This window comes from Chelativorans sp. AA-79, assembly GCF_029457495.1.
Classification (GTDB): domain Bacteria; phylum Pseudomonadota; class Alphaproteobacteria; order Rhizobiales; family Rhizobiaceae; genus Chelativorans.
Genome location: NZ_CP120361.1, coordinates 366,137 through 387,484 on the forward strand (window position 1 = coordinate 366,137; position 21,348 = coordinate 387,484).

Sequence of the window (21,348 nt, forward strand, 5' to 3'; positions counted from 1 at the left end):
GCCGGGCCGATGGCACTGCCGGAATGGCGCAAGTCCTCCGGGTCAATGATTAGCGTGCAGGATGCTGCAGTGCAAACGCTCTGCGGGCATTTTGCCGCAGCAGAAGCAAAAAGGCCCGGCAAGGAACTTGCCGGGCCGTCGATCAAGCTCAGCCTGCGGGCTTATTGCTCGAGATAATCGTACTTGCCGTCCTTCCACTCGTAGAAGACATAGCCGGGCAGCGTCACGTCGCCCTTCTCGTCGAATTCGAGCGAACCGAGCACGGTTTCGAAGTCGCCATCGTTCAGTGCCTGGACGACCGGATCGAAATCAGACGAACCGGCGGTTTCCACCGCCTGCGCCCATGCCTGGATCGCGGCATAGGTGTAGAGCGAGTAGCCCTCGGCCGTCTTGCCGGCGGCAAGCAGCGCGTCCACCACGGGCTTGGCGACCTCGTTCTTGCGCGGATCGGGGGAGAAGGTCATCAGTGTGCCTTCGCCCGCCTCGCCGGTGATGGCCCAGTACTCGTCGGCCACGAGTGCGTCGCCGGAGACAAGGATGGTGTCCATACCCTGCTCGCGCATCTGGCGCGCGATCAGACCGGCTTCCGTATAGTAGCCACCGACATAGAGAACGCCAACGCCTTCCTGCTTCAGCTTGGAGACGAGAGCGGTGTAGTCCTTCTCGCCGGCCGTATAGGCCTCGTAGAGCGCCGGCGTACCGCCCGCCGCTTCATAGGTCGCCATGGTGGCGTCGGCGAGACCCTTGCCATAAGCGGTCTTGTCGTGGATGAACGCCACCTTCTTGTCCGGGAACTGCTCGGCCAGGAACTTGCCGGCGACGTCGCCCTGCTGGTCGTCACGGCCGCAGACGCGGAAGATGCCCTCTCCCGGACGCTCGTCGGTGAAGGCGGGGTTGGTGGATGCCGGCGAGATCATGACGATCTCCTCGTCGGCATAGACCTGGGAGGCGGGGATGGACGAGCCGGAGCAGAAGTGGCCTGCCACGAAGGCCACGCCCGAACCCGCCAACTGGTTGGCCACGGCAACCGCCTGCTTGGGGTCGCAGGCATCGTCGCCCACTTCGAGCTTCAGCATTTCGCCGTTGACTCCGCCCGCCGCGTTGATATCGGCCACGGCCTGCTCGGCCCCGGCCCGCATCTGCGCGCCGAAGGAGGCATATTGCCCGGTCATCGGCCCAACGGTGGCAATGGTGATGTCCGCCCAGGCGGAACCGGTCATCACAAGGCTCAGCGCTGCGCCGGCCAAGAGTGTCTTCTTCATGATTGCTCCCTTGAAAACACCAGAGGTTCCCTAGCATTCCGGAAATGGTGTCGGCTTTCCGGTTATGCAGCGCGGGTCGCTACCCGCTTGATCGGCATCAAAGCGCAATTTCATCGCGAAATAAAGGCTTCATGCCAGTCATTGGTGAATCCGTTCAGCTCCTTGCACGCCAGCCGATCAAGCTGCTGCGCGCATAGCCGAAGCTGTACTGCGTCGTCATCTGGCGCGCGCGTGTGATGCGCTTTCCGAGAAACGCGATCACGAGGAGCATCGCGAGGTCCACCAGATAGTAGTGAAGCGTCAGCAGCGTTCCGTTGAAGAGCGCGAAATGAATGAAGCGCGTGGCCGCTGCCAGAAGGACGATATAGCCGGCCAGCTGCAGGTTCGACTGCCAGGCGCGCGCGATGGCACGGCCGGTGAGATAGGCAGCGCCTCCGGCGAGCAGCACCGTGACGAAGAAGAACTCCCAGAAAGTGACTTCCCACAGAAGCGCATTTTCGTATTCCATCAGTGCCTCCCGCCTTCCAGATAGGCAGCCCGCACCTCCTCGCGCTTGAGGAGTTCCCGGCCGGTGCCGCTCATGGTGATGTTGCCGTTCACCATCACATAGCCGCGATCGGCAAGTTTCAGCGCATGGAAGGCATTCTGCTCCACGAGGAAGACCGTAAGGCCCTCATTCTCGTTGAGTTCTCGGATCGCTTCGAAGATCTGCTTCACGATGAGTGGCGCCAGACCCAGCGACGGTTCGTCTAGCAGGAGCAGCTTCGGCCGGCTCATCAGCGCGCGCGCGATCGCCAGCATCTGCTGCTCGCCGCCCGAAAGCGTGCCGCCGCGCTGGCCGAGCCGCTCCTTGAGGCGCGGGAAGAGCGTGAAGACGCGCTTGAGATCGTCCTCGAAGTATTTCGGATCGACAAGGGCGGCGCCCATCTGCAGGTTTTCCATCACGGTCATGCGCGGGAAGATGCGCCGACCCTCGGGCGATTGTGCGATACCGAGCCGCATGATCTCGTGCGTCGGCATGGTGGTGATGTCCCTGCCGTCGTAGACGATCTGGCCGGTACGCGCCTGAGGACTACCGCAGATGGTCATCATCAGGGTCGACTTACCAGCACCGTTGGCGCCGATCATGGTGACGATCTCGCCGTGGTCGACCTCAAGATCGACACCCCTGAGCGCGGCGATCTTGCCGTAATACGTTTCGACACCGCGCACGGAGAGCAGGGTTTCGGAGACGCTGCTCATGCCTTGCCCCCCTTGCCCTTGCGACCGCCGCCCGCGCGCCGGGATGGTTTTGGTGCGGCAGCTTTCACCGCCTTCGCCCTCTGTTTGCGCACGGGCGATGCTTGGTCCGCCTGCCCGACCACGTCCTCCAGCACCTCCGGCACGTCGATGTCCTCTTCCTCCTCGACGCCCAGATAGGCGGCGATCACCTTGGGATCGGTCTTCACGGCGGTCGCATCGCCATCGGCGATCTTCACGCCGTAATCGAGCACCACGATGTGGTCGGAGATCTCCATCACCACGCCCATGTCGTGCTCGATGAGAAGGACAGAGGTCTTGTGCTCGTCACGGATGAATTTCAGGAGCTCGTTGAGCTCCGCGGATTCGCGCGGGTTGAGGCCGGCGGCCGGTTCGTCCAGGCACAGGAGCTCGGGATCCGTGCACATGGCGCGCGCGATCTCGAGCCGACGCTGCGCGCCATAGGGAAGGTCCGAGGCCGGATCGTCCGCGCGATCGACGAGCTCTGTCCGTTCCAGCCAGTACACCGCCTTGTCGATCGCCGTCTTCTCCGCGCGCCGGTAGCCGGGGAGACCCAGAATGCCGCCGAAGGTGAAGCCGGAAGCCACCACCAGACGGTTGTGCTGGGCCACCAGCAGGTTCTCCAGCACGGTCATGCCGCCGAAGAGGCGGATGTTCTGGAAGGTGCGGGCAACCCTGGCCTTGAAGGAGATCTCATGGTCGGGCATGCGCTCGAGGAGGAAGATGCCCTGCCCGGCATCCTTCCGCCAGCGGAAGCCGCTGTTGGTCACCTCATGTACCAGTTGGTCCTGCCGGCCGGGGCCGTGGCGCATCACGATCCGCCCTTCCGTCGGCTTGTAGAAGCCGGTCACGCAATTGAAGACCGTGGTCTTGCCGGCGCCGTTCGGCCCGATAAGGGCGGTGATGTCGCCGCGGCCGACATTGAAGGAGAGATCGCCGACGGCCACCAGGCCGCCGAATCGCATGGTCAGGTGCTCGACAGAGAGGACCGGATCCACCTCCCAGCGACGCGTTGCGGTTTCCGCGGGTGCGTTCATTTCAGCTGCAGAAGCCATCAGTGTCCCTCACCCTGCGCCACCATGTCAGCGCCGATGCGCTTCTTTTCCTTCAGCGCGGCTGTCGGTTCGCGGGTGGAGACCAGTCCGCGCGGCTTCCAGACCATGATGAGCACCATGGCGAGACCGAAGATCAGCATGCGGTACTGCACCGGGTCGAAGCCCGGCCCGAAAACCTGCGTGAGAAAGCCGAGATTGCGCAGCATCTCGATGCCGCCGATCATGACGATCGAGGCGATGACGATGCCGATCTGGGAGCCCAGCCCGCCCAAGACCACGATGGCGAGAATCATCGCCGATTCGAGGAAGGTGAAGCTTTCCGGCGAGATGAAGCCCTGCCGCGTGGCGAAGAAGGAGCCGGCGAACCCGCCGAACATCGCGCCGATCGCAAAGGCGGTGAGCTTGGTGTTGCGCGTGTTGATGCCGAGCGAGCGGCAGGCGATTTCGTCCTCGCGCAACGCCTCCCACGCGCGCCCGATGGGCAGGCGGCGCAGGCGCATGGTCACGAAGTTGGTGAGCAGCGCCAAGGCGAAGATGATGTAGTAGAGATACATGAAGCGCTGGATGGGGTCGTATTCGAGGCCGAAAAAGGCCGCGAAGCCGTCGTCGCCTCGGCTCATCTCAAGGCCGAAGAATGTGGGCTTGGGAATGCCTGAAATGCCGTTCGGCCCGCCGGTGAAGTTGTACCAGTTGAGAAGCACGATGCGGATGATCTCGCCGAAGGCAAGGGTCACGATCGCAAGATAGTCGCCGCGCAGCCGCAGCACGGGAAAGCCCAGGATCACGCCCCAGAAGGCGGCGAGCAGGCCTGCCAGCGGCAGCGCTGCCCAGAAGCCGATCTCGAAATACTGCGCAAGCAGCGCGAAGGAATAGGCGCCCACGGCATAGAAGGCGACATAGCCCAGATCGAGCAGACCGGCGAGGCCGACCACGATGTTCAGCCCCCACCCCAGCATGATGTAGGTCATGATAAGGATCGCGAGGTCGATGAACTGGCGGTCCCGGGCGGGAAAGAAGGTGGTGAAGAAGAAGGGCAGGACGAGCGCGAAGACGAAGAGCGCGCGCAACAGCCATTTTCCGAAGCCGGGCACCGCAGTCCCCACGCCGGCGAGCCTGGCGCCGAGGACCTCGCCCACGGGGTGAGCGGTCTTGAACACGAACAGGTTGAGCGCAAGCCGGCCGGCGAAGACGACCGCGATGGCCGTCAGCCAGGCGCCCCAGCGCGCCCTGATGTCCAGCCCGCCCGGCGCCAGATCGGTGCGTAGCCCGATGAAGAAGAAGCCCAGGATGCCGGCGAGAAAGGCCGCCATGGCGGCATCGCGCAGAGACGCCGCGATCCGGTTCGCGCCGGCGGCCGTATCGGCCGGGCGGGGGGCGGCGCGGCGCGCTTCGGCTTGTGCCTGTGCTCCCGCCGGCTTCTGCGTGGAAGCCGAGACATTCGTACCGGAAGCAGCCATCACACCTTCTCCACTTCGGGTCTTCCGAGCAGACCGGAAGGCAGGAAGATCAGAACGATGGCGAGAATGGAGAATGCCGCCACATCCTTGTACTCGACCGAGAAATAGCCGGACCAGAACACCTCTATCAGGCCGATCAGCAACCCGCCCAACATCGCGCCGGGGAGTGAGCCGATGCCGCCGAGCACGGCCGCCGTGAAGGCCTTAACGCCTGCGACGAAGCCGATATAGAAGTCGATTACGCCATAGAGCAGCATGAACATGAGGCCGGCCACTGCCGCAAGTGCTGCGCCCATGACGAAGGTCAGGGAGATAGTACGGTCCACGTCGATGCCGAGAAGGGAGGCCATCTTGCGGTCCTGCTCGCAGGCGCGCTGGGCGCGGCCGAGCGAGGTGCGGGTGATGATGAGCGTGAAGGCCGCCATCAGCACGACGGTCATCACGATGATGATCATCTGCATATAAGAAAGCTGCACGACCATCGTGCCAGCCTCGGTGTTCCCCTGGATCAGGGTGATGCCGCCGGGAATCTGCGGCTGCAGCGGCTTCACGCGCGCGCCCTGCGTGATCTGGACGAAGTTCGACAGCACGATCGACATGCCGATCGCGGTGATCAGCGGCGCGAGCCGGAACGATCCACGCAAGGGCCTGTAGGCGATGCGCTCCACCGTCCAGCCCCATGCGGATGTGAAGAGCATGGCCACGATGAGCACGATGAGCAGCACGACCGGCAGAAAGGCGAAGCCCAGGACCGTCGTCAGCACCAGGAACATGGCCAGCGAGATGAACGCGCCGATCATGAAGATATCGCCATGGGCGAAGTTGATCATGCCGATGATGCCGTAGACCATCGTATAGCCGATAGCGATCAGCCCATAGATCGAACCCAGCGTCAGCCCGTTGATAAGCTGCTGGAGAAAATATTCCATACCCTGCAAGTCTCCCATCGGATGTCGCCGTCAGGCGCATCCCGTTGTTGTTTTCGTCCCCTGGCCGTTTTGAAGCCGACGGCGCTCGCCGCCTTCCCCTTCGGCCTTATCCCCGCATCACGGCGGAGGTTTGATGCGGCGCAAGCTAGCATTGGCATTGCGCAATGTCCTTGCGTTCAACGCCAGCTTTTCGTCTCATCCTTCGAAGAACCTCCACTGAATGGCTGCCCGAGGCTCATATTCTTGCGCGTCGGCGGCCCCTTTTGCAACCGCATACTGGAAGGACGCACCGCTCGCTGCGACACAGTGCGCGCCGCCCCTCGGTGCTTGCCGTCAATGGTTGCCACGAAATCGACCGGCGCGGAAGGGGCGAAGGTCGATCGGGGGCGGGCGGTCAAGAACAAGGTCGCGGACGAGCCTCCCCGCGGCTGCGGCCTGGGTCAATCCCAGGTGGCCGTGGCCGAAAGCGTAGAAGACGCGCGGCTCCCTCCGCGAGCGGCCGATCACCGGCAGGGAATCGGGCAGTGACGGACGGTAGCCCATCCATTGGCGGCCTCCGGTGGTCTCAAGCCCCGGCAGGAAGCGTGCCGCCTTTTCCAGCATCGCGCGGGAGCGCGCGAAATTGGGTGGACGCTTCAGTCCGCCCAGCTCCACGGCGCCGCCGACGCGCAGTCCGGTCTCGAGCGGTGTGATCACGAAGCCATGGCCGGGAAATATGAGCTGCCGCCTCACGTCGAAGGCACCGGTGGGAAGTGTCGTGTTGTAGCCCCGCTCGGTCTCGAGCGGCACGCGGTCGCCGAAGGATGCCGCGAAGGGCCGCGACCATGCGCCGGCGGCGATCACAAGCCGGCGGCAGGAAAGTCTCTCCCCATTTGTGAGGCAGACGGCGACCCCATCCCCTTCTCCTGTTGCCGACGCGACCGTCAGAGGCATGAACCGGGCGCCGTGGATCTCGGCGTGTGCCCAGACCGCATGCCCGATCCGCTGCGGATCGGAGACGGTCTTCCAGCCCGGCACGAATGTGGCGCGCACGAATGCTTCGGAAAGTCCCGGCTGATAGTCGGCGATCTCGTGCCGTTCCAAGTGCTGGAAAGGAACGTGGAAACGCCGGCGGAGTTTCCAGCCTTCTTCGGCTGCCTGGAAGTCGGCCTCGCTTTCGTAGAGCTCCAGACAGCCGTCCTCGCGCAGCATGTGCCGGATGCTCGCCCGGGCGAAGAGACCCATCCATTCGCGTTCCGCAAGAGTCATCATCGCCGCCTGGGCCGACACGGCGGCCTCGAAATTGGCGGTACGCCCCGCCCGCATGAAGCGCCAGAGCCAAGGGAGGATTTTCGGCAGGTAGGCCGGGGGGATGGAGAGTGGCCCCAGCGGGTCGCCCAGCCAGCGCGGCACCTGGGAAAGCATGTCCTTGTGCGCCAGCGGCAGGATATCCGAGAAGGCCAGCGCGCCGGCATTGCCCGAACTCGTCTCCTCGCAGATGCCGGACCGGTCGAGCACCAGCACCTTGCTTCCCGCTTCAGCAAGATAGGCGGCGATGGTGATGCCGACGATCCCGCCGCCCACGATGATGACCTCGGCCTCCCGAGGAGTCGACCCCCGCCCCGTCACGTCAATATTCCCCTGTGTCGCCGAGTGAGCAGGCCGACGGTATGTGGGTGCTTTTCCTTCCGACTCGGAACAGGAGAATGGTGGTTGATTGCGTCAGAGGGGTACTCCACGAGGTGCTTTTGATATATCAGATGCATATAACAGGTTGCCGCACACGTTGTGAAGTATGATCACCCTTTGATACATCATCTAAGATTCAGCGACTTATCAATGGCGGTTCAATTGAAGACGAAACCCTTCGAGCCTGTCGCGGCCAAGGCATACCGAACCTTGGAAAGGATGATTGTGACACTGGAGCTGGCACCGGGCGCGATCACCACCGAGGGTGCGCTGATCGACGGCTTGGGGCTTGGCCGCACTCCGGTGCGCGAGGCGATCCAACGGCTGGCCTGGGAGGGTCTCGTCGAGGTGCGACCGAGGGCAGGCCTCGCCATCGCGCCGCTCAACCGCGCCGACTGGGTCAAGATCATCGATGCACGACATGGCGTGGAGATCTTGTTGGCGCGGGCCGCAGCGCGGTATGCTTCGGGTCCTCTGGTAACGCAATTCCACGAGGCGGCGCTGCGAATGGAGAAGGCGGTCCTGGAGGGAAGTCCGCTTCACTTCCTGGATGCGGACAGACTGCTTGACGAGGTGCTGGGCGAGACGGCCGACAACCCCTACGCCGCCAGACTCGCGGGTCCGCTGCAGACGCACAGCCGCCGGTTCTGGTTTCGGTATCAGTCCGAAAACGACCTCGCGCATGCCGCCGAGCAACATGTACGCCTCATCCGCGCCATTCTCGACCGGAACGAAGAGGATGCAGGCGGCGAGGCGGACGCCCTCATGCGGCTCCTGCGCAAGCGCGCCGAAAGCGTGGCACGTTTTTGACGCACGAATCTGCCGTCAGACACCCTCGCCCCGGCTGGCCAGAGTGGCGGAATTCTCGTCCCATCCCTCACCGGCCGCCACGATGCAACTCGTGCCGCTGGTATCCGTGGTAAGGATGGTCCAGGTGCCCTGGTCCGAGGCGAAAATCTCCATCACCGCCTCTTCACCAAGCAGGCCCACGGCCTTCTGGATCTCCCTGTATTGGGCATCGAGTTGAGCGACGAGATCATCACGCGGAGCGCAGACATCACTGCTCTGGCTTGTTGCCTGCTGGGCGCCGGTAAAAAGCGCGACGGCGGCCAACGCCGTCAAGCCGAGACCGGCTCGAAAGGCCTTTTCCATGTCTCTACCTCCTGCCGCCATGCCGGCTTTCCGACCTCTTTCGGCGGCGCTGTCCTTCCGCGGTCCACGCGGGTGCTTCGTGTTCTTTAACGATAGAGACGGGGAGCCGTTCCACCGGTTCTCGGCAAATCGACTGCAGGCAGTAACGTTTTCGCGAGGTGCTGAAAGAATGGCGTGGGCCTGCGGCCGGCAATGCCCGCAGGCCCTTGGAAGCGGCGCTTACCGCATCGTCGGTATGACGAACTCCGCCCCATCCTTGATTCCGCTTGGCCAGCGCGAGGTGACCGTCTTGGTCTTGGTGTAGAAGCGGAAGGCATCGGGGCCGTGCTGATTCAAGTCACCAAAAGCGGAAGCCTTCCAGCCGCCGAAGGTGTAGTAGGCGATCGGCACGGGGATCGGCACATTGATGCCCACCATGCCGACATTGATGCGTGCGGCGAAATCACGGGCGGCGTCGCCATCGCGCGTGAAAATGGCGACTCCGTTGCCGTATTCATGGTCGTTCGGCAGCGCCAGCGCCTCCTCGTAGGTGTTCGCGCGCACGACGGAGAGCACGGGGCCGAATATCTCCTCCTTGTAGATGCGCATCTCCGGCGTCACCTCATCGAAGAGGCAGCCGCCCATATAGAAGCCGTTCTCATAGCCCTGCATCCTGAAATCGCGGCCGTCGACCACGAGCTTGGCCCCTTCCTCGACCCCGAGGTCGACATAGCCCTTCACGCGCTCCAGCGCTTCCTTCGTCACCAGCGGGCCGAAGTCGGCGGAGGCATCGGTCGAAGGGCCGACCTTCAGGCTTTCCACGCGCGGGATGAGCTTCTCCACCAGCCGGTCCGCCGTCTCGTTGCCCACGGGCACGGCGACGGACACCGCCATGCAGCGCTCGCCCGCCGAGCCGTAGCCGGCGCCGATCAGCGCGTCGACCGTCTGGTCCATATCGGCATCCGGCATGACGATGAGATGGTTCTTCGCTCCGCCGAAGCACTGGGCGCGCTTTCCGTTCGCGGTGGCTCGACTGTAGATGTATTTCGCGATCGGCGTGGACCCGACGAAGCCGACCGCCTGGATGTCCGGATCGTCGAGAATGGCATCCACGGCCTCCTTGCCGCCGTTCACGACATTGAGGATACCTTCCGGCAGGCCCGCCTCCAGGAAGAGCTCGGCAATCCGCATGGGCACGCCGGGATCACGCTCAGACGGCTTCAGGATGAAGGCGTTGCCGCAAACGATCGCCGGAGCGATCTTCCACAGCGGGATCATGGCCGGGAAGTTGAAGGGGGTAATGCCGGCGACGATGCCGAGCGGCTGGCGCATGGAATAGGTGTCGATACCCGGCCCTGCTCCGTCCGTAAACTCGCCCTTCATCATGTGGGGCGCGCCGAGGCAAACCTCCACCACTTCCAAGCCTCGCTGGATGTCGCCCTTGGCGTCGAGAATGGTCTTGCCGTGCTCCCGGGCCAGAAGCTCGGCAAGCGAGTCGTACTCCTTGTGCACCAGCTCCAGGAACTTCATGAGCACGCGGACGCGGCGCTGCGGGTTGGTGGCGGCCCATTTGGGCTGCGCGGCCTTGGCGTTCTCCACCGCCTGTCGCACCTCGGCAGCCGAGGCAAGCGCGACCCTGGCGCGCACCGTGCCGTCCATGGGTTGCATGACATCCTGCGAGCGGCCGCTCGTACCGGCGACGCGCCTGCCGCCAATGAAATGACCGATCTCCTCCATGAGAGTCTCTCCCTTATGATTGGTGGGCGGATTGTCCCGCTTCGAGAGCGTGAATGCAACGCGAGGAAAATCGAATCCGTTGTGCAGGAATTAAAGCACTGCTAGTTTTCAGCGTGCGCGAAATCGCAATGGGAGACGCGGGCCCATGAACTGGGACGACATGCGGATATTCCTCGCGGTGGCGCGGGCGGGGCAGATCCTGGGGGCGGCGCGGCGGCTCGGTCTGAACCATGCCACCGTCTCGCGGCGTGTCGCAGCGCTGGAGGCGGCCGCAGGGGCGAAGCTCTTCCACAGGCGCACGACGGGGAGCGAGTTGACGCCGGCGGGCGAACGCCTGCTGTCGGCGGCCGAGCGCATGGAAGCCGACATGATCGCCGCGCGGGCCGAAATCGCCGGCGAAGCCGAGGAGATTTCCGGCACGGTTCGCATCGGCGCTCCTGACGGCTTCGGCGTTGCCTTCCTGGCACCGCGGCTCTGGAGGCTGACGGAGCGACATCCGGATCTTTCGATCCAACTCGTGCCGGTGCCGCGCTCCCTGTCGCTGTCGCGGCGCGAAGCCGATATTGCGATCACCGTCGACCGGCCCACCGAAGGGCGGCTTGTGGCGGCAAAGCTGGTGGACTATTCGCTCGGGCTCTATGCCTCAAAAGCCTATGCCGCCGAGCACGGGCTGCCCGATGGCGCAGAGATGCTGAAGAAACATCGACTTGTCGGCTATGTGCCGGACCTCGTGTTCAGCCCGACGCTCGACTACGCCGCCGAGATTTCGGAGGAGTGGGATGCGGCTTTCGCTGTATCCTCGGCTATGGGTCAGGTGGAAGCGGTACGGGCGGGCGCGGGCATAGGAATCCTGCACAGCTTCATCGCGCGACACATCGAAGATCTCGTGCCCGTACGCCTGGCAAAGCCGATTCGCCGCAGTTATTGGCTCGTCTACCACGAATCCATGCGTCCCACCCGCCGCATCCAGGCCGCCGCGGCGTTCATCGGGGAGATCGTGGAAAGGGAGAGGGCGATATTCAGCTAAAACGGCCTATTGTCGTTGCGTAAGACCATCCCAAGCGGCCATGGCGCTGGCTGCCACCGAATGGAGGGCTTCGGGCGATGCTCCATCCCGCGCCTGGATGGACATGCCATGCTGCACCGCGACGTAGAACGCTGCCACTGCCATGCAATCCACGCTCTCGGGTAGTTCTCCTTCCGCGACGGCCCGCTTCAAGCGATCCCTGAGGGTCTCGATGTTTCCCGTGCGAAGGTCGCGCAACTCGCGGCAGATTTTTTCATTCGTGTCGGTCGCATTCAGCGCTCCGAGAACGACAAGGCAACCGGCAGGTTTTCCTGGGCGTGTGAATGCGTCAGCACTGGCGTGAAGAAAGCGGTCGAAGGTCTCGCGGGCCGAAGAGGCGTCAGTGACGGAGGTCCAGATCTCCGTTCCCTCTGTCTCGCCGTAGAGCGCCACGGCCTCGCGGAAGAGACCTTCTTTCGAGCCGAAGGCGGCATAGAGGCTCGGTGCGTTGATCCCCATCGCCTTTGTCAGATCGGCCAATGAAGCACCGTCATATCCCTTGGCCCAGAATATTTCCATCGCGCGTCGCAGGGCTGCATCGCGGTCGAAGCTGCGCGGACGACCTCTTTCCATCATACGAGTTTTCTTTCTGTATCAATGAATACATAAATCGCTTGACCGCCCCGCGCAAGATCGGCATGATTTCTGTATCAATCGATACAGAAAAGGATTCAGCATGTCTCGACTCGAGGGCAAAGCAGCACTCGTCACCGGCGGCGGTCGCGGGATCGGCGCTTCGATCGCCAAGCGTCTGGCCGCGGATGGCGCCGATGTCGCCGTCACCTATTCCCGCTCGGCGGAAAAAGCGGCGGCCGTGGTCACCGATATCGAAGCCCGGGGCCGCAAAGGTCTCGCCATCGGCGCTGACAACGCAGACGCGGCCGCTGTCGCATCGGCGGTCGAAGAGGCAGCCGATTCTCTCGGCCGCCTGGACATCCTCGTCAACAATGCCGGCATCTTCGGCCATGCGACCATCGAGGAGGCCACGCTGGAGGACTTCGACGAGATGGTGGCGATCAACACGCGGGCGGCCTTCATGGCGTCGAAGACGGCGATCCGGCACATGAAGGACGGTGGCCGCATCATCTCGATCGGCAGCAATCTCGCCGAGCGCGTCCCCTCGCCGGGAATCAGCCTCTATTCGCTCAGCAAAGCCGCTCTCATCGGGTTCACCAAGGGCTTGGCCCGGGATCTGGGGCCGCGCGGCATCACGGCCAATGTCGTGCATCCGGGCTCGACGGATACCGACATGAACCCGGCGAACGGGCCGACCGCGGACGGGCAGCGCAATCTGATGGCCATTCCGCGCTACGGTCACCCCGACGACATCGCGGGCCTTGTCGCGTGGCTCGCTGGACCGGAGGCGCGCTTCGTGACCGGTGCGGCGTGGACGATCGACGGTGGTGCGAACGCCTGACGGCCCGCGAAGCCGGGCCTGATCGAACAGGATCGAGAGCAGCTGGAGAGCTACCGCCTCGCACGCGCCCCTTCGATGGCAAGGGCGAGAAGTGCCTGGCGGCTGACGGACCGGGCAACCGCGGGGTGTTGGCGGGATTTCAGGATGGCGCCCTGAAGCCGCTCCGCGGCCGACTGCAGCATGGCCTGGTTCCAGCGCTGCACCGCCTGTTCGACCGCCGAGCGCCGGGCAAAGAAGACCGGCGGGCGGGCGGAGGCCACGGCCGCGGCGGGCGTCTTGCCCTGGCCCTCCACCTGCTCACGCATGAGCTGCAGGCCCTGCACGTGGCGCAGGGCCGCCGAAAGCATGAGAAAGGCCGGGCTGCCGCTCGCCACGTGACGGGAGAAGAAGCTGTCGAAATCGGCAATCCGCCCGCCCATCACGGCGTCCACCGCCTGGTCCATGCTGCTGCCCGACACGTCGCCGATCAGCGACCTTACATCATCGGCCGTCACCTCGGAGGCGCCGTTGCAGTAAAGCGCGAGCTTTTCGAGTTCGCCGCGGGTGGCGAGCCGGTCGCCGCCGAGATTGGCCTTGAGAAGCTGCCGAGCATCGAGTGGGATCGTCAGCCCTGCCTTGGACAGCACATCATCGATGACCCCATCGATGCTGCGGCCGTCGTCGCTGTAGCAGGGCAGCGCCATGGAGCGCTCCCCACGCTCGACCGTCGTGCGCAGGGCGGCACTCTTCTTGAGGTCGCCCGCCTCGACGAGGACGAGGCAGTCCGCCGGCGGTTCCGTGACGAGAGCGGCGACATCGGCGGCGATCGCGCCCTGGCTTGCCACGCCGCGCACCCAGACCAGCCGGCGGTCGGCGAACATCGGGACCGTGCGCGCTTCGTCGAGCAGCCGGCCGGGCTGGTCCGCTTCCGCTGCATCGATCTTCACCACCGAGAAGGGATCGTCCAGCGGCAGCCCGCTTTTCTGGGCAAAGATGCGCGCGCGCTCCGAGACAAGGCCCCGATCCGGGCCGTAGATCAGGACGACGGCGATCTTGGGGTCTGGCCGGGCGAGCCAGCCGTCGACTTCGTGAGCTTTCTTCTGCGCCATGGCGTCAACTAGGGGAACTGTGGGACGATGAGAAGAAAGATCATCAGCGGCCCGCGCACCAATCGAAAATCAGCCGGTGCGCGATGCTGCCTTCGGGCGGCACCGAGGGACCTTCTTCCGGCGGATGGCCGAGCATATCGCGGATCTTCGTACGGGAGAACCAGCGGCAGTCGTCGAGTTCCGTGCCGTCGAAACGGATTTCACCCGTGACCGCCTCGCCATAGCAGCCGATCATGAGTGAGTGCGGAAAAGGCCAGGGCTGGCTTGCATGATAGCGCACACGGCCGAGCACGATGCCCGATTCTTCCAGAGTCTCGCGGCGCACGGCATCCTCGATCGTCTCGCCAGGCTCAAGGAAGCCCGCGAGGCAGGAGAACATGCCGGGCCTGAAATGCGGGCTGCGGCCGAGGAGGCAACGGTCGTTCTTCTCGTCGATGGTCAGCATGATCACCACCGGGTCCGTGCGCGGGAAGAACTCCTTCGCACAGGCCGGGCAATGGCGTCGGTAGCCGCCGCCCCCGGCTTGCGTGCGCATGCCGCAGAAGCCGCAATGAATCGTCGCCTGGTTCCAGGCGAGAAGGCTTGCGCCTTGCGCGACCTCGCCAAGCTGGGCCGCCGGCAAAAGGCGCTGCTGGTAGACGGAGCGATGATCCAGGGCCTTGACGGGATGAGGCAGCGCCTCGGCGCCCGTCCTCACCCGGATGATCAGGCGCGGATCGCCGCTCCTGGTGAAGCCCAGCAGAACGGCTTCGGAGAGATCCGGATCGAGCGGCTCCAGCTCGTCCAATGAAAACAGAGGCTCGGCCACCTCTCCCTCGAACTTGACCAGCAGCCTGCCTTCCGTGCTCGCATAGGCTGCCGCACCGTGATGTGCCAGCGCTTCCTCAAGGCAGCCGTCTGGCCGCTGCTCCGACCGCCTGTCGAGCTCGTTGCCGGCAAACGCCGTCAATCGGCTCGCCTCCTCGGCCAGATCCTCGAACATGGAGATCATACCTGCCCGCTTTTCCGTATCCGTCATGATGCCGGTCTACCCGCATCGCCTGTTCCGCGCCAGCCGGAAAACGGAGGAACGGGACAAGAGGTCCGGCTTGCGCGGAGTGACTGCGGCAGCTTCACCCCTTCGCGGTCGAGCATGCCTTCCCGGGAACGATTCCCGGCTCCGGTGGATTGGGCGTGTGGGAGGTCATGATGGTGGCCGAAGCAGACGAATCTTCGTCCGAAAGGGACGCAAGGGGACGCGGGGCATATTGGCCCTCGCAGATCCCGATCACCGGCTGGAAAGATGTCGCGTGGCGGGTCCGGCAGGGGATCGGCGCCGACCGCGTTCTCCTGATCGCCGCCGGCGTTACATTCTATCTGCTCCTTGCACTGTTTCCCGCGCTGGCCGCCTTCGTCTCGCTCTACGGGTTCTTTGCCGAGCCCGACCGTGTGACGGACCATATCGCCTTTCTCGGCGGTCTGCTTCCCTCCGCCGCGCTCGATATCATCCGGCAGCAGATGGAGGCGCTGGCCACGCAGGACAGAAGCGCATTGAGCTTCGGATTCATATTCGGCCTCGTCATTGCCCTCTGGAGCGCAAATGGCGGCATCAAGGCGCTGTTCCAGGCCATGAACGTCGCCTATGGCGAGGAGGAAAAGCGCGGCTTCGTGAAGCTCAACCTGCTTTCGCTCGCCTTCACCCTGGGCGCGATCCTTCTCGGAATCGGCTTCATCCTGGCGGTGGGCATCGTGCCGGCCCTGCTCGCGCTGCTACAGCTCGGCCGCTGGGCGGAACTGGCCGTCACCCTGCTGCGCTGGCCCCTGCTGATGATCCTGATCATTGTCGGCATCGCCCTTCTCTACCGTTTCGGACCGAGCCGCGAGCAGGCAAGATGGCGGTGGCTGAGTTGGGGTGCCGTTTTCGCCACGATCGTGTGGGTCGCCGCGTCCTTGGCATTTTCCTTCTATCTGCAGAATTTCGCCGACTACAATGCAACCTATGGCTCCCTGGGCGCCGTTATCGGCCTGATGATGTGGATCTGGATTTCGGTGGCGATCCTGATCATCGGCGCCGAGATCGATGCGGAGATCGAGCACCAGACGACGCGCGATTCGACCACCGGCAGATCGAAGCCGATAGGCGAGCGCGGCGCTGTCGTCGCCGATACCAAGGGAGAGGCCGCGCCGCGCGACCGCTGAACGCCGGACAGCCTCGGCTCCGGCGGAAGAATGGTTCTGCCTAATCCTCGTTCGCACCGAGCTGAGCCAAGGCCTGCCCTCTGCCGCGCGCGCGCAGGATCAGCGGGATGACGACGGCTCCGAGCGCCAGCAACAGAAGGATGACGGCGATAGGCGAGCCTACGAGGATCGATGGATCGCCCTGACTAATCGCAAGCGCGCGGCGCAGCTGCTGCTCGGCGAGTGGCCCAAGGATGAGCCCGACCACCACTGGCGCGATGGGGTATCCGAACCGCCGCAGCATATAGCCGAGCAGACCGAAGATCAGCAGCATGCCAAGCTCGAAGGTGGAGGGATTGGCTCCGATCGTCCCCAGGGTGGCGAACATCAGGATACCGGCATAGAGCCAATGCGAGGGGATGCTCAAAAGCCGGACCCAAAGGCCGATCAGCGGCAGGTTGAGAACGAGCAGCATGAAATTGGCGACCAGAAGGCTGGCGATGAGCCCCCAGACGAGTTGCGGGTTCGTGGCAAAGAGCAGCGGCCCCGGCTGGAGCCCGAACTGCTGGAAACCGGCCAGCATGATGGCCGCTGTCGCGGTGGTGGGCAGTCCAAGCGTCAGCAGAGGCACGAGCGTGCCCGCGGCGGAAGCGTTGTTCGCCGCCTCGGGACCGGCGACGCCCTCGATCGCGCCGTGCCCGAACTCCTCCGGCTTCTTGGCAAGCTGCTTCTCCATCGAATAGGACAGGAAGGTGCCGATCTCTGCGCCGCCCGCCGGCATCGCGCCGATCGGGAAGCCCACGGCGGTGCCGCGCAGCCAGGGCTTCCACGAACGCGTCCAGTCTTCGCGGTTCATCCAGACCGATCCCTTCACGGGCACGATCGTCTGCCCCGTACTCGCCCTGGTCGCTGCAACGGAGAGCGCCTCGCCGACGGCGAAGAGCGCGACCGCCAGCGTGGTCACCTCGATGCCGTCGAGCAGGTCCGGAATGCCGAAGGCAAGGCGGGCCTGGCCGGTCTGCAGATCGATGCCGACGAGCCCGAGCGCGAGGCCGATGAAAAGAGCGGTGAGGCCGCGCAGGGTGGAGTCTCCGAAGGCCGCCGACACCGTCATGAAGGCGAGCACCATCAGCGCGAAATATTCGGCCGGGCCGAAGGAGAGCGCAATGCGCACGATCCAGGGAGCGATGAAGGCAAGCCCGATCGTGGCGATGAGGCCCGCTATGAAGGACCCTATCGCCGCCGTGGCGAGCGCCGGCCCTCCGCGCCCCGCCCGCGCCATCTTGTTGCCCTCGAGCGCGGTGACGATCGATGCGCTCTCGCCGGGCGTGTTGAGCAGGATCGACGTGGTGGATCCGCCATACATGCCGCCATAATAGATGCCGGCGAACATGATGAGCGATCCGGCGGGATCGAGTTTGTAGGTGACGGGGAGCAGAAGGGCCACGGTGAGCGCCGGACCGATGCCCGGGAGCACGCCCACCGCCGTGCCGAGCGTGACGCCGACCAGTGCGTAGAAAAGGTTGATCGGCTCGATTGCCGTCAGCAGCCCCTGGGCCAGCAGCGCGAATGTATCCATCAGGTCCGTCCGGGTTTCAGATCAGGCGCTCGAGTGGCCCCGCCGGCAGCGAGAGCTGCAGGAGCTTCGCGAAGATCAGCCATATGCCGAAGGCGAGGACGATACCCATCGGCACCGTGACCCAGAGGGGACCGCGTCCGAAGCTGCGTGCGGTGGCGGCGAAGAGGAGGCCGGTCGCGATGGAGAATCCGGCGGTCGTCAGAAGCAGCATCTGGGCGACAAGGCCGCCTACGATCCATGCCATAGGACCAAGCTCCTGCGGTTCGCGCTCGGGAAAATCGCCGCGCCAGGCGGCGATGGCCGTCCAGATGGCGAGGATAAAGAGGGCACCCGCGACGATATAGGGGAACGTGGTGGGCCCGACACGGGCATAGCCGCCGCCCATCGTCGAACCCGCCGTGCTCCAGGCGATCACGCCCGCGGCGATCCCGAGCGCCGCCGCTATGACGAGCGCCGCCCGGTCCGGACGGCGCCCTCCCGTGCTGCGCCCACGCTCCAGGCTCATTGCACCAGGCCGATTTCTTTCAGGATCGCTTCAGTGGATTCGATGTCCTTCTGGAGCTGGGCCTGGAACGCCTCGCCGGCGAGGTAGGTGTTCGCCCAGCCCTTGTCGGCCAGGATCTGCTGCCAGGACTCCGAGTTCACCATCTTCTCGATATCGGCCGTGATCGCCGCCTTCTCTTCGTCCGTGATGCCGGGAGCGGCCGCGACCATGCGCCAGTTCTGGATGGAGACGTCGACGCCCGCTTCCTTGAAGGTGGGAGCGTCGATGCCTTCGATGGGCTCGTCGCTGGAGATGCCGAGGAGTCGGAGCTGACCGGCCTTGATCTGAGATTCGAACTCGCCATAGCCGGAAATGCCCGCCGTCACCTGACCGCCGAGAATCGCCGCCAGCGCCTCGCCGCCGCCAGAGAAGGCGATGTAGTTGATCTTGGTCGGATCGACGCCGACCGCCTTCGCGACAAGCCCGGCGGTGATGTGGTCGGTTCCGCCGGCCGAGCCGCCGCCCCAGGATACGGCGCCGGGGTCGGCCTTCAGCTTCTCTATGAGCCCCGCCATGTCCTGGATATCGGAACTTGCCGGCACGACAATCACCTCATACTCGCCGGTGAGCCGCGCGATGGGTGTGACCTGCTCGAGGGTGACGGGAGAATTGTTCGTGAGGATGGCGCCCACCATCACATAGCCGCCGACGATGAGTTGCGAGGGATCGCCTTGCGCCTGGTTCGCGAATTGGGCGAGCCCGATCGTGCCGCCGGCGCCAGGCACGTTCACCACCTGCACGCTGTCGGAGATGTTCTCGTCCTGCAGCGCGGTCTGCATTGCACGGGCGGTCTGATCCCAGCCGCCGCCGGGCGCCGCAGGCGCCATGATCCTGTAGTCGGTCGCAAAGGCCGGCAGCACCATGATGCTGGCGATGAGAGTTCCCAATATAAAGCGCTTCACGGAGCATCCTCCCTTGATTGTCACGGAGCCGGGCCGGCTCCCATGCGGCTTTCCTTACCAGCACCATAGCAGGGAAAGCTACCCTCGGCGACAACCCGCGCGCTCGCCGCCCGGGCGCGCGCCGGAAAAAGGATCGGACACGGGATCCCCTGTCATCCGACAGCAATGGCTGGCGCCCGCGATCGGTTGGCCCGCAACATCAGCACGGTCGCGAGTACGGCAATGCCGGAAAGCGCGGCGGAGAAGCCAGAGGGCGTGAAGCAGACCGAAAAAAGATATGGCCAGGTCCAGCTGCTACGCATCGCGCCCCTCGCATGACATGGCTGGGTGCGGTCGCGCTGCCTGGCTCCACGCGTCCTTGTGAAACATGATCTATAGTCAAGATTGACGAACCGGCAGATCCGTGAGGGTCGGTCGCCGCAGTGGCCGGATCACGAGGAAACGGGCATCACGAGGTCAGATACCTGCATACCATTCGTAGCCGCGATCCTCCCAGTAACCGCCTTTCCCGCCCTGGATTCCGGCAAAGCTGGAAACGAGCTCGATCGATTTGATGAATTTGCTCATCTTGTAGCCGAGCTGGCGCTCTACCCGCAGCCGCAGGGGTGCGCCGTTGGGAACAGGCAGGGCCGCGCCGTTCAGGTCATAGGCGAGGATCGTTTGCGGGTGCCGCGCGTCAAGCAGATCGATGCTGCCGTAGAAGAGAACCTCGCCCCCGGCGCTGCGGACATTGTCGAAGCAGTGGAAGACCGCGAAGCGTGCTTCGGGCGTGGGCCTGACCTCATCGAGAACCGTTGCGAGCGGCACGCCCATCCACTTCGCGATGGTGCTCCATCCCTCCACGCAGTCATGACGCGTGATCTGCGTCCGCGCGGGCATGTTTCGCAATTCCTCGAGCGAGAAGGAACCCGGCTTTTCGACGAGCCCGCCCACGGCGAGCCTATAGCCGGTGAAGCCGCTTGCCATGAGCGACATGTATTCCCGCGTGGTGGGTCTGGTGGAGCCGTTGGGCCGCTGTCCTTGCCGGATATCGCTTTCCGCATATTCGCGCGCCAGGCGGTCGGCGCCGACCAGAAGACGCTGGACGCGGTAAGTCAGGCCGTTGGCACGCTCGAGCGCATTGCGCACCTCGTTGTCTCGATCGCCCAGGAAGTCGAGGGCATCGCAACCGGTGAGAAGGGAGGACGCTCCGGTGGCCCCCATGCCGAGAAGAGCGCGCCGCGATAGAATGGGCTTCTTCATGATCTCTCCTCGGAATCCGGGTGAGCGCCGGGGCTGGTGCGATACCAGCCCGTGACCATGGAGCGCAGTTCGTTGAGCGGGCCCGCCACCAGGACCATCCCGATATGGACGAGGAAGAACAACACGAGCAGCAACATGGCACCGAAGTGAATGGTCCGAGCGGTCTGCCTGCCGCCGAAAAGATCCAGCAACCAGGGCCATGCGGCGTTCATGCCCGGCGACATGGCAAGCCCGGTCAGGATTATGAGTGGGAAGAGGCCGAACAGAACCATGAAATAGCTGAACTTCTGGAGCGGGTTGTAGCGCGGCCCATGCGCAAGGCGGAAGCGCGTATGGTTGAGCACGTCCTTGGGAAGGACTTTCAGATCCGCCGTGCGGGGCAGGATATCCTGCTTCAGATGACCGTTGACCAAGCTGGCCACCAGCCACACCAGCAGGGTGCCCACCAGCAGCCATGCGAAGAAGAAATGGACGACGCGGCCGGTGGCGAGATCACGGAAGGAGGGGATCGTCAGCGCGCCGGGAAAGGCCTGAAAACGGGGCCTCTCGCCAGTTCCGCTCAGGCCAAGAACGCCGGTCGTGTCGAACTCGGCATTGAAAACACGGGTGCGCCCGCGCGGCCCCGCGGGCGTGTCGATGGCGCCGATCTCAAGAACGGCATTGTCGAATTCGAAGCCGGATTGCTGGCCTATATAGAGGGCCGGGTGGGCATTGAAGATCTGCAGGCCGGAAAGCAGCAAGAAAAACAGGCAGACGGCCCAAATCCAGTGGGTCAGTCGCGTCCAGATGGACTGGCGATAGATCAACGGCCCCATGATGTTCCTTCCGCGTATGACGGTTCGAGCAGGAAGCCG

At 64.4% G+C, this 21,348-nt stretch carries 21 protein-coding genes; 4 read left to right on the forward strand and 17 right to left on the reverse strand.

Features of this window, described 5'->3' with window-relative positions:
• Nucleotides 1-161 precede the first annotated feature (161 nt).
• The 7 genes from PVE73_RS01785 to PVE73_RS01815 form a co-directional block, all read right to left on the reverse strand.
• Nucleotides 162-1,262 carry a branched-chain amino acid ABC transporter substrate-binding protein gene (locus PVE73_RS01785; RefSeq protein ID WP_277365303.1) on the reverse strand — a complete coding sequence of 367 codons (1,101 nt, stop codon included), beginning with the start codon at nucleotides 1,260-1,262 and terminating at the stop codon, nucleotides 162-164.
• A gap of 154 nt (nucleotides 1,263-1,416) precedes the next feature.
• Entirely contained in the window at nucleotides 1,417-1,770 is a 354-nt protein-coding gene (locus PVE73_RS01790) for a DUF6867 family protein (protein WP_277365304.1), read from the reverse strand.
• Entirely contained in the window at nucleotides 1,770-2,504 is a 735-nt protein-coding gene (locus PVE73_RS01795) for an ABC transporter ATP-binding protein (RefSeq protein WP_277365305.1), read from the reverse strand. Before PVE73_RS01795 ends, PVE73_RS01790 begins: the two co-directional genes overlap by 1 nt.
• The gene (locus PVE73_RS01800; protein ID WP_277365306.1) at nucleotides 2,501-3,559 is read right to left on the reverse strand and encodes an ABC transporter ATP-binding protein; all 1,059 of its coding nucleotides are present in this window, start codon (nucleotides 3,557-3,559) and stop codon (nucleotides 2,501-2,503) included. Before PVE73_RS01800 ends, PVE73_RS01795 begins: the two co-directional genes overlap by 4 nt.
• A gap of 17 nt (nucleotides 3,560-3,576) precedes the next feature.
• Entirely contained in the window at nucleotides 3,577-5,034 is a 1,458-nt protein-coding gene (livM, locus tag PVE73_RS01805; RefSeq protein ID WP_277365307.1) for a high-affinity branched-chain amino acid ABC transporter permease LivM, read from the reverse strand.
• A complete protein-coding gene (locus PVE73_RS01810) occupies nucleotides 5,034-5,963 on the reverse strand; it encodes a branched-chain amino acid ABC transporter permease LivH (RefSeq protein WP_277365308.1) in 930 nt (309 codons plus the stop codon). Before PVE73_RS01810 ends, livM begins: the two co-directional genes overlap by 1 nt.
• 333 nt (nucleotides 5,964-6,296) lie before the next feature.
• Nucleotides 6,297-7,571, reverse strand: a complete 1,275-nt coding sequence (locus PVE73_RS01815) for an FAD-binding oxidoreductase (RefSeq protein ID WP_277365309.1) — start codon at nucleotides 7,569-7,571, stop codon at nucleotides 6,297-6,299.
• Nucleotides 7,572-7,850: 279 nt separating this feature from the next.
• Between PVE73_RS01815 and PVE73_RS01820 the strand changes: the two genes are divergently transcribed.
• Complete coding sequence (locus PVE73_RS01820; RefSeq protein ID WP_277365310.1) at nucleotides 7,851-8,441, forward strand: GntR family transcriptional regulator; 591 nt, start codon at nucleotides 7,851-7,853, stop codon at nucleotides 8,439-8,441.
• A 15-nt stretch (nucleotides 8,442-8,456) separates the two neighbouring features.
• Here the strand turns inward: PVE73_RS01820 and PVE73_RS01825 are convergent, their stop codons facing one another.
• Together PVE73_RS01825 and PVE73_RS01830 are read right to left on the reverse strand one after the other, a co-directional pair.
• Nucleotides 8,457-8,783 carry a hypothetical protein gene (locus PVE73_RS01825; RefSeq protein WP_277365311.1) on the reverse strand — a complete coding sequence of 109 codons (327 nt, stop codon included), beginning with the start codon at nucleotides 8,781-8,783 and terminating at the stop codon, nucleotides 8,457-8,459.
• A gap of 219 nt (nucleotides 8,784-9,002) precedes the next feature.
• Nucleotides 9,003-10,499: a CoA-acylating methylmalonate-semialdehyde dehydrogenase gene (locus PVE73_RS01830; RefSeq protein WP_277365312.1), complete on the reverse strand. Its 1,497-nt coding sequence runs from the start codon at nucleotides 10,497-10,499 to the stop codon at nucleotides 9,003-9,005.
• Between the two features lie 145 nt (nucleotides 10,500-10,644).
• On the opposite strand from PVE73_RS01830, the gene PVE73_RS01835 reads away from it, so the two are divergent.
• Nucleotides 10,645-11,526 (forward strand): LysR family transcriptional regulator, encoded by an 882-nt coding sequence (locus tag PVE73_RS01835; RefSeq protein WP_277365313.1) that lies wholly within the window; start codon nucleotides 10,645-10,647, stop codon nucleotides 11,524-11,526.
• A gap of 6 nt (nucleotides 11,527-11,532) precedes the next feature.
• On the opposite strand, the gene PVE73_RS01840 is transcribed toward PVE73_RS01835, so the two are convergent.
• On the reverse strand, nucleotides 11,533-12,141 hold the full coding sequence (locus tag PVE73_RS01840) for a TetR/AcrR family transcriptional regulator (protein WP_277365314.1): 609 nt from the start codon (nucleotides 12,139-12,141) through the stop codon (nucleotides 11,533-11,535).
• A 100-nt stretch (nucleotides 12,142-12,241) separates the two neighbouring features.
• Between PVE73_RS01840 and PVE73_RS01845 the strand changes: the two genes are divergently transcribed.
• Nucleotides 12,242-12,982, forward strand: coding sequence for an SDR family oxidoreductase (locus PVE73_RS01845; RefSeq protein WP_277365315.1), 741 nt, complete (start codon nucleotides 12,242-12,244; stop codon nucleotides 12,980-12,982).
• A 50-nt stretch (nucleotides 12,983-13,032) separates the two neighbouring features.
• On the opposite strand, the gene holA is transcribed toward PVE73_RS01845, so the two are convergent.
• Both holA and nudC read right to left on the reverse strand, forming a co-directional pair.
• Entirely contained in the window at nucleotides 13,033-14,070 is a 1,038-nt protein-coding gene (holA, locus tag PVE73_RS01850) for a DNA polymerase III subunit delta (RefSeq protein WP_277365316.1), read from the reverse strand.
• 43 nt (nucleotides 14,071-14,113) lie between these two features.
• The gene (gene nudC, locus PVE73_RS01855) at nucleotides 14,114-15,088 is read right to left on the reverse strand and encodes an NAD(+) diphosphatase (RefSeq protein ID WP_277365317.1); all 975 of its coding nucleotides are present in this window, start codon (nucleotides 15,086-15,088) and stop codon (nucleotides 14,114-14,116) included.
• Nucleotides 15,089-15,258: 170 nt separating this feature from the next.
• On the opposite strand from nudC, the gene PVE73_RS01860 reads away from it, so the two are divergent.
• Entirely contained in the window at nucleotides 15,259-16,248 is a 990-nt protein-coding gene (locus PVE73_RS01860) for a YihY/virulence factor BrkB family protein (protein ID WP_277365318.1), read from the forward strand.
• Nucleotides 16,249-16,288: 40 nt separating this feature from the next.
• On the opposite strand, the gene PVE73_RS01865 is transcribed toward PVE73_RS01860, so the two are convergent.
• From PVE73_RS01865 to PVE73_RS01885, 5 genes are all read right to left on the reverse strand, one after another.
• Entirely contained in the window at nucleotides 16,289-17,806 is a 1,518-nt protein-coding gene (locus tag PVE73_RS01865) for a tripartite tricarboxylate transporter permease (protein WP_277365319.1), read from the reverse strand.
• A 16-nt stretch (nucleotides 17,807-17,822) separates the two neighbouring features.
• The gene (locus PVE73_RS01870; RefSeq protein WP_277365320.1) at nucleotides 17,823-18,311 is read right to left on the reverse strand and encodes a tripartite tricarboxylate transporter TctB family protein; all 489 of its coding nucleotides are present in this window, start codon (nucleotides 18,309-18,311) and stop codon (nucleotides 17,823-17,825) included.
• Nucleotides 18,308-19,252, reverse strand: a complete 945-nt coding sequence (locus PVE73_RS01875) for a tripartite tricarboxylate transporter substrate binding protein (protein ID WP_277365321.1) — start codon at nucleotides 19,250-19,252, stop codon at nucleotides 18,308-18,310. Before PVE73_RS01875 ends, PVE73_RS01870 begins: the two co-directional genes overlap by 4 nt.
• Nucleotides 19,253-19,708: 456 nt before the next feature.
• On the reverse strand, nucleotides 19,709-20,494 hold the full coding sequence (locus PVE73_RS01880) for a molybdopterin-binding protein (protein WP_277365322.1): 786 nt from the start codon (nucleotides 20,492-20,494) through the stop codon (nucleotides 19,709-19,711).
• On the reverse strand, nucleotides 20,491-21,309 hold the full coding sequence (locus PVE73_RS01885; protein WP_277365323.1) for a cytochrome b/b6 domain-containing protein: 819 nt from the start codon (nucleotides 21,307-21,309) through the stop codon (nucleotides 20,491-20,493). Before PVE73_RS01885 ends, PVE73_RS01880 begins: the two co-directional genes overlap by 4 nt.
• Between the last annotated feature and the right edge of the window lie 39 nt (nucleotides 21,310-21,348).

What these genes read in the sequence shown, in the direction of transcription:
- PVE73_RS01865 (WP_277365319.1), bottom strand. Translation starts at nt 17,806, where the DNA reads ATGGATACATTCGCGCTGCTGGCCCAGGGGCTGCTGACGGCAATCGAG.
- livM (WP_277365307.1), bottom strand. Translation starts at nt 5,034, where the DNA reads ATGGCTGCTTCCGGTACGAATGTCTCGGCTTCCACGCAGAAGCCGGCG.
- PVE73_RS01860 (WP_277365318.1), top strand. Translation starts at nt 15,259, where the DNA reads ATGGTGGCCGAAGCAGACGAATCTTCGTCCGAAAGGGACGCAAGGGGA.
- PVE73_RS01880 (WP_277365322.1), bottom strand. Translation starts at nt 20,494, where the DNA reads ATGAAGAAGCCCATTCTATCGCGGCGCGCTCTTCTCGGCATGGGGGCC.
- PVE73_RS01785 (WP_277365303.1), bottom strand. Translation starts at nt 1,262, where the DNA reads ATGAAGAAGACACTCTTGGCCGGCGCAGCGCTGAGCCTTGTGATGACC.
- PVE73_RS01835 (WP_277365313.1), top strand. Translation starts at nt 10,645, where the DNA reads ATGAACTGGGACGACATGCGGATATTCCTCGCGGTGGCGCGGGCGGGG.
- PVE73_RS01825 (WP_277365311.1), bottom strand. Translation starts at nt 8,783, where the DNA reads ATGGAAAAGGCCTTTCGAGCCGGTCTCGGCTTGACGGCGTTGGCCGCC.
- PVE73_RS01790 (WP_277365304.1), bottom strand. Translation starts at nt 1,770, where the DNA reads ATGGAATACGAAAATGCGCTTCTGTGGGAAGTCACTTTCTGGGAGTTC.
- PVE73_RS01870 (WP_277365320.1), bottom strand. Translation starts at nt 18,311, where the DNA reads ATGAGCCTGGAGCGTGGGCGCAGCACGGGAGGGCGCCGTCCGGACCGG.
- PVE73_RS01885 (WP_277365323.1), bottom strand. Translation starts at nt 21,309, where the DNA reads ATGGGGCCGTTGATCTATCGCCAGTCCATCTGGACGCGACTGACCCAC.
- PVE73_RS01845 (WP_277365315.1), top strand. Translation starts at nt 12,242, where the DNA reads ATGTCTCGACTCGAGGGCAAAGCAGCACTCGTCACCGGCGGCGGTCGC.
- holA (WP_277365316.1), bottom strand. Translation starts at nt 14,070, where the DNA reads ATGGCGCAGAAGAAAGCTCACGAAGTCGACGGCTGGCTCGCCCGGCCA.
- PVE73_RS01800 (WP_277365306.1), bottom strand. Translation starts at nt 3,559, where the DNA reads ATGAACGCACCCGCGGAAACCGCAACGCGTCGCTGGGAGGTGGATCCG.
- nudC (WP_277365317.1), bottom strand. Translation starts at nt 15,088, where the DNA reads ATGACGGATACGGAAAAGCGGGCAGGTATGATCTCCATGTTCGAGGAT.
- PVE73_RS01795 (WP_277365305.1), bottom strand. Translation starts at nt 2,504, where the DNA reads ATGAGCAGCGTCTCCGAAACCCTGCTCTCCGTGCGCGGTGTCGAAACG.
- PVE73_RS01820 (WP_277365310.1), top strand. Translation starts at nt 7,851, where the DNA reads ATGATTGTGACACTGGAGCTGGCACCGGGCGCGATCACCACCGAGGGT.
- PVE73_RS01840 (WP_277365314.1), bottom strand. Translation starts at nt 12,141, where the DNA reads ATGATGGAAAGAGGTCGTCCGCGCAGCTTCGACCGCGATGCAGCCCTG.
- PVE73_RS01810 (WP_277365308.1), bottom strand. Translation starts at nt 5,963, where the DNA reads ATGGAATATTTTCTCCAGCAGCTTATCAACGGGCTGACGCTGGGTTCG.
- PVE73_RS01830 (WP_277365312.1), bottom strand. Translation starts at nt 10,499, where the DNA reads ATGGAGGAGATCGGTCATTTCATTGGCGGCAGGCGCGTCGCCGGTACG.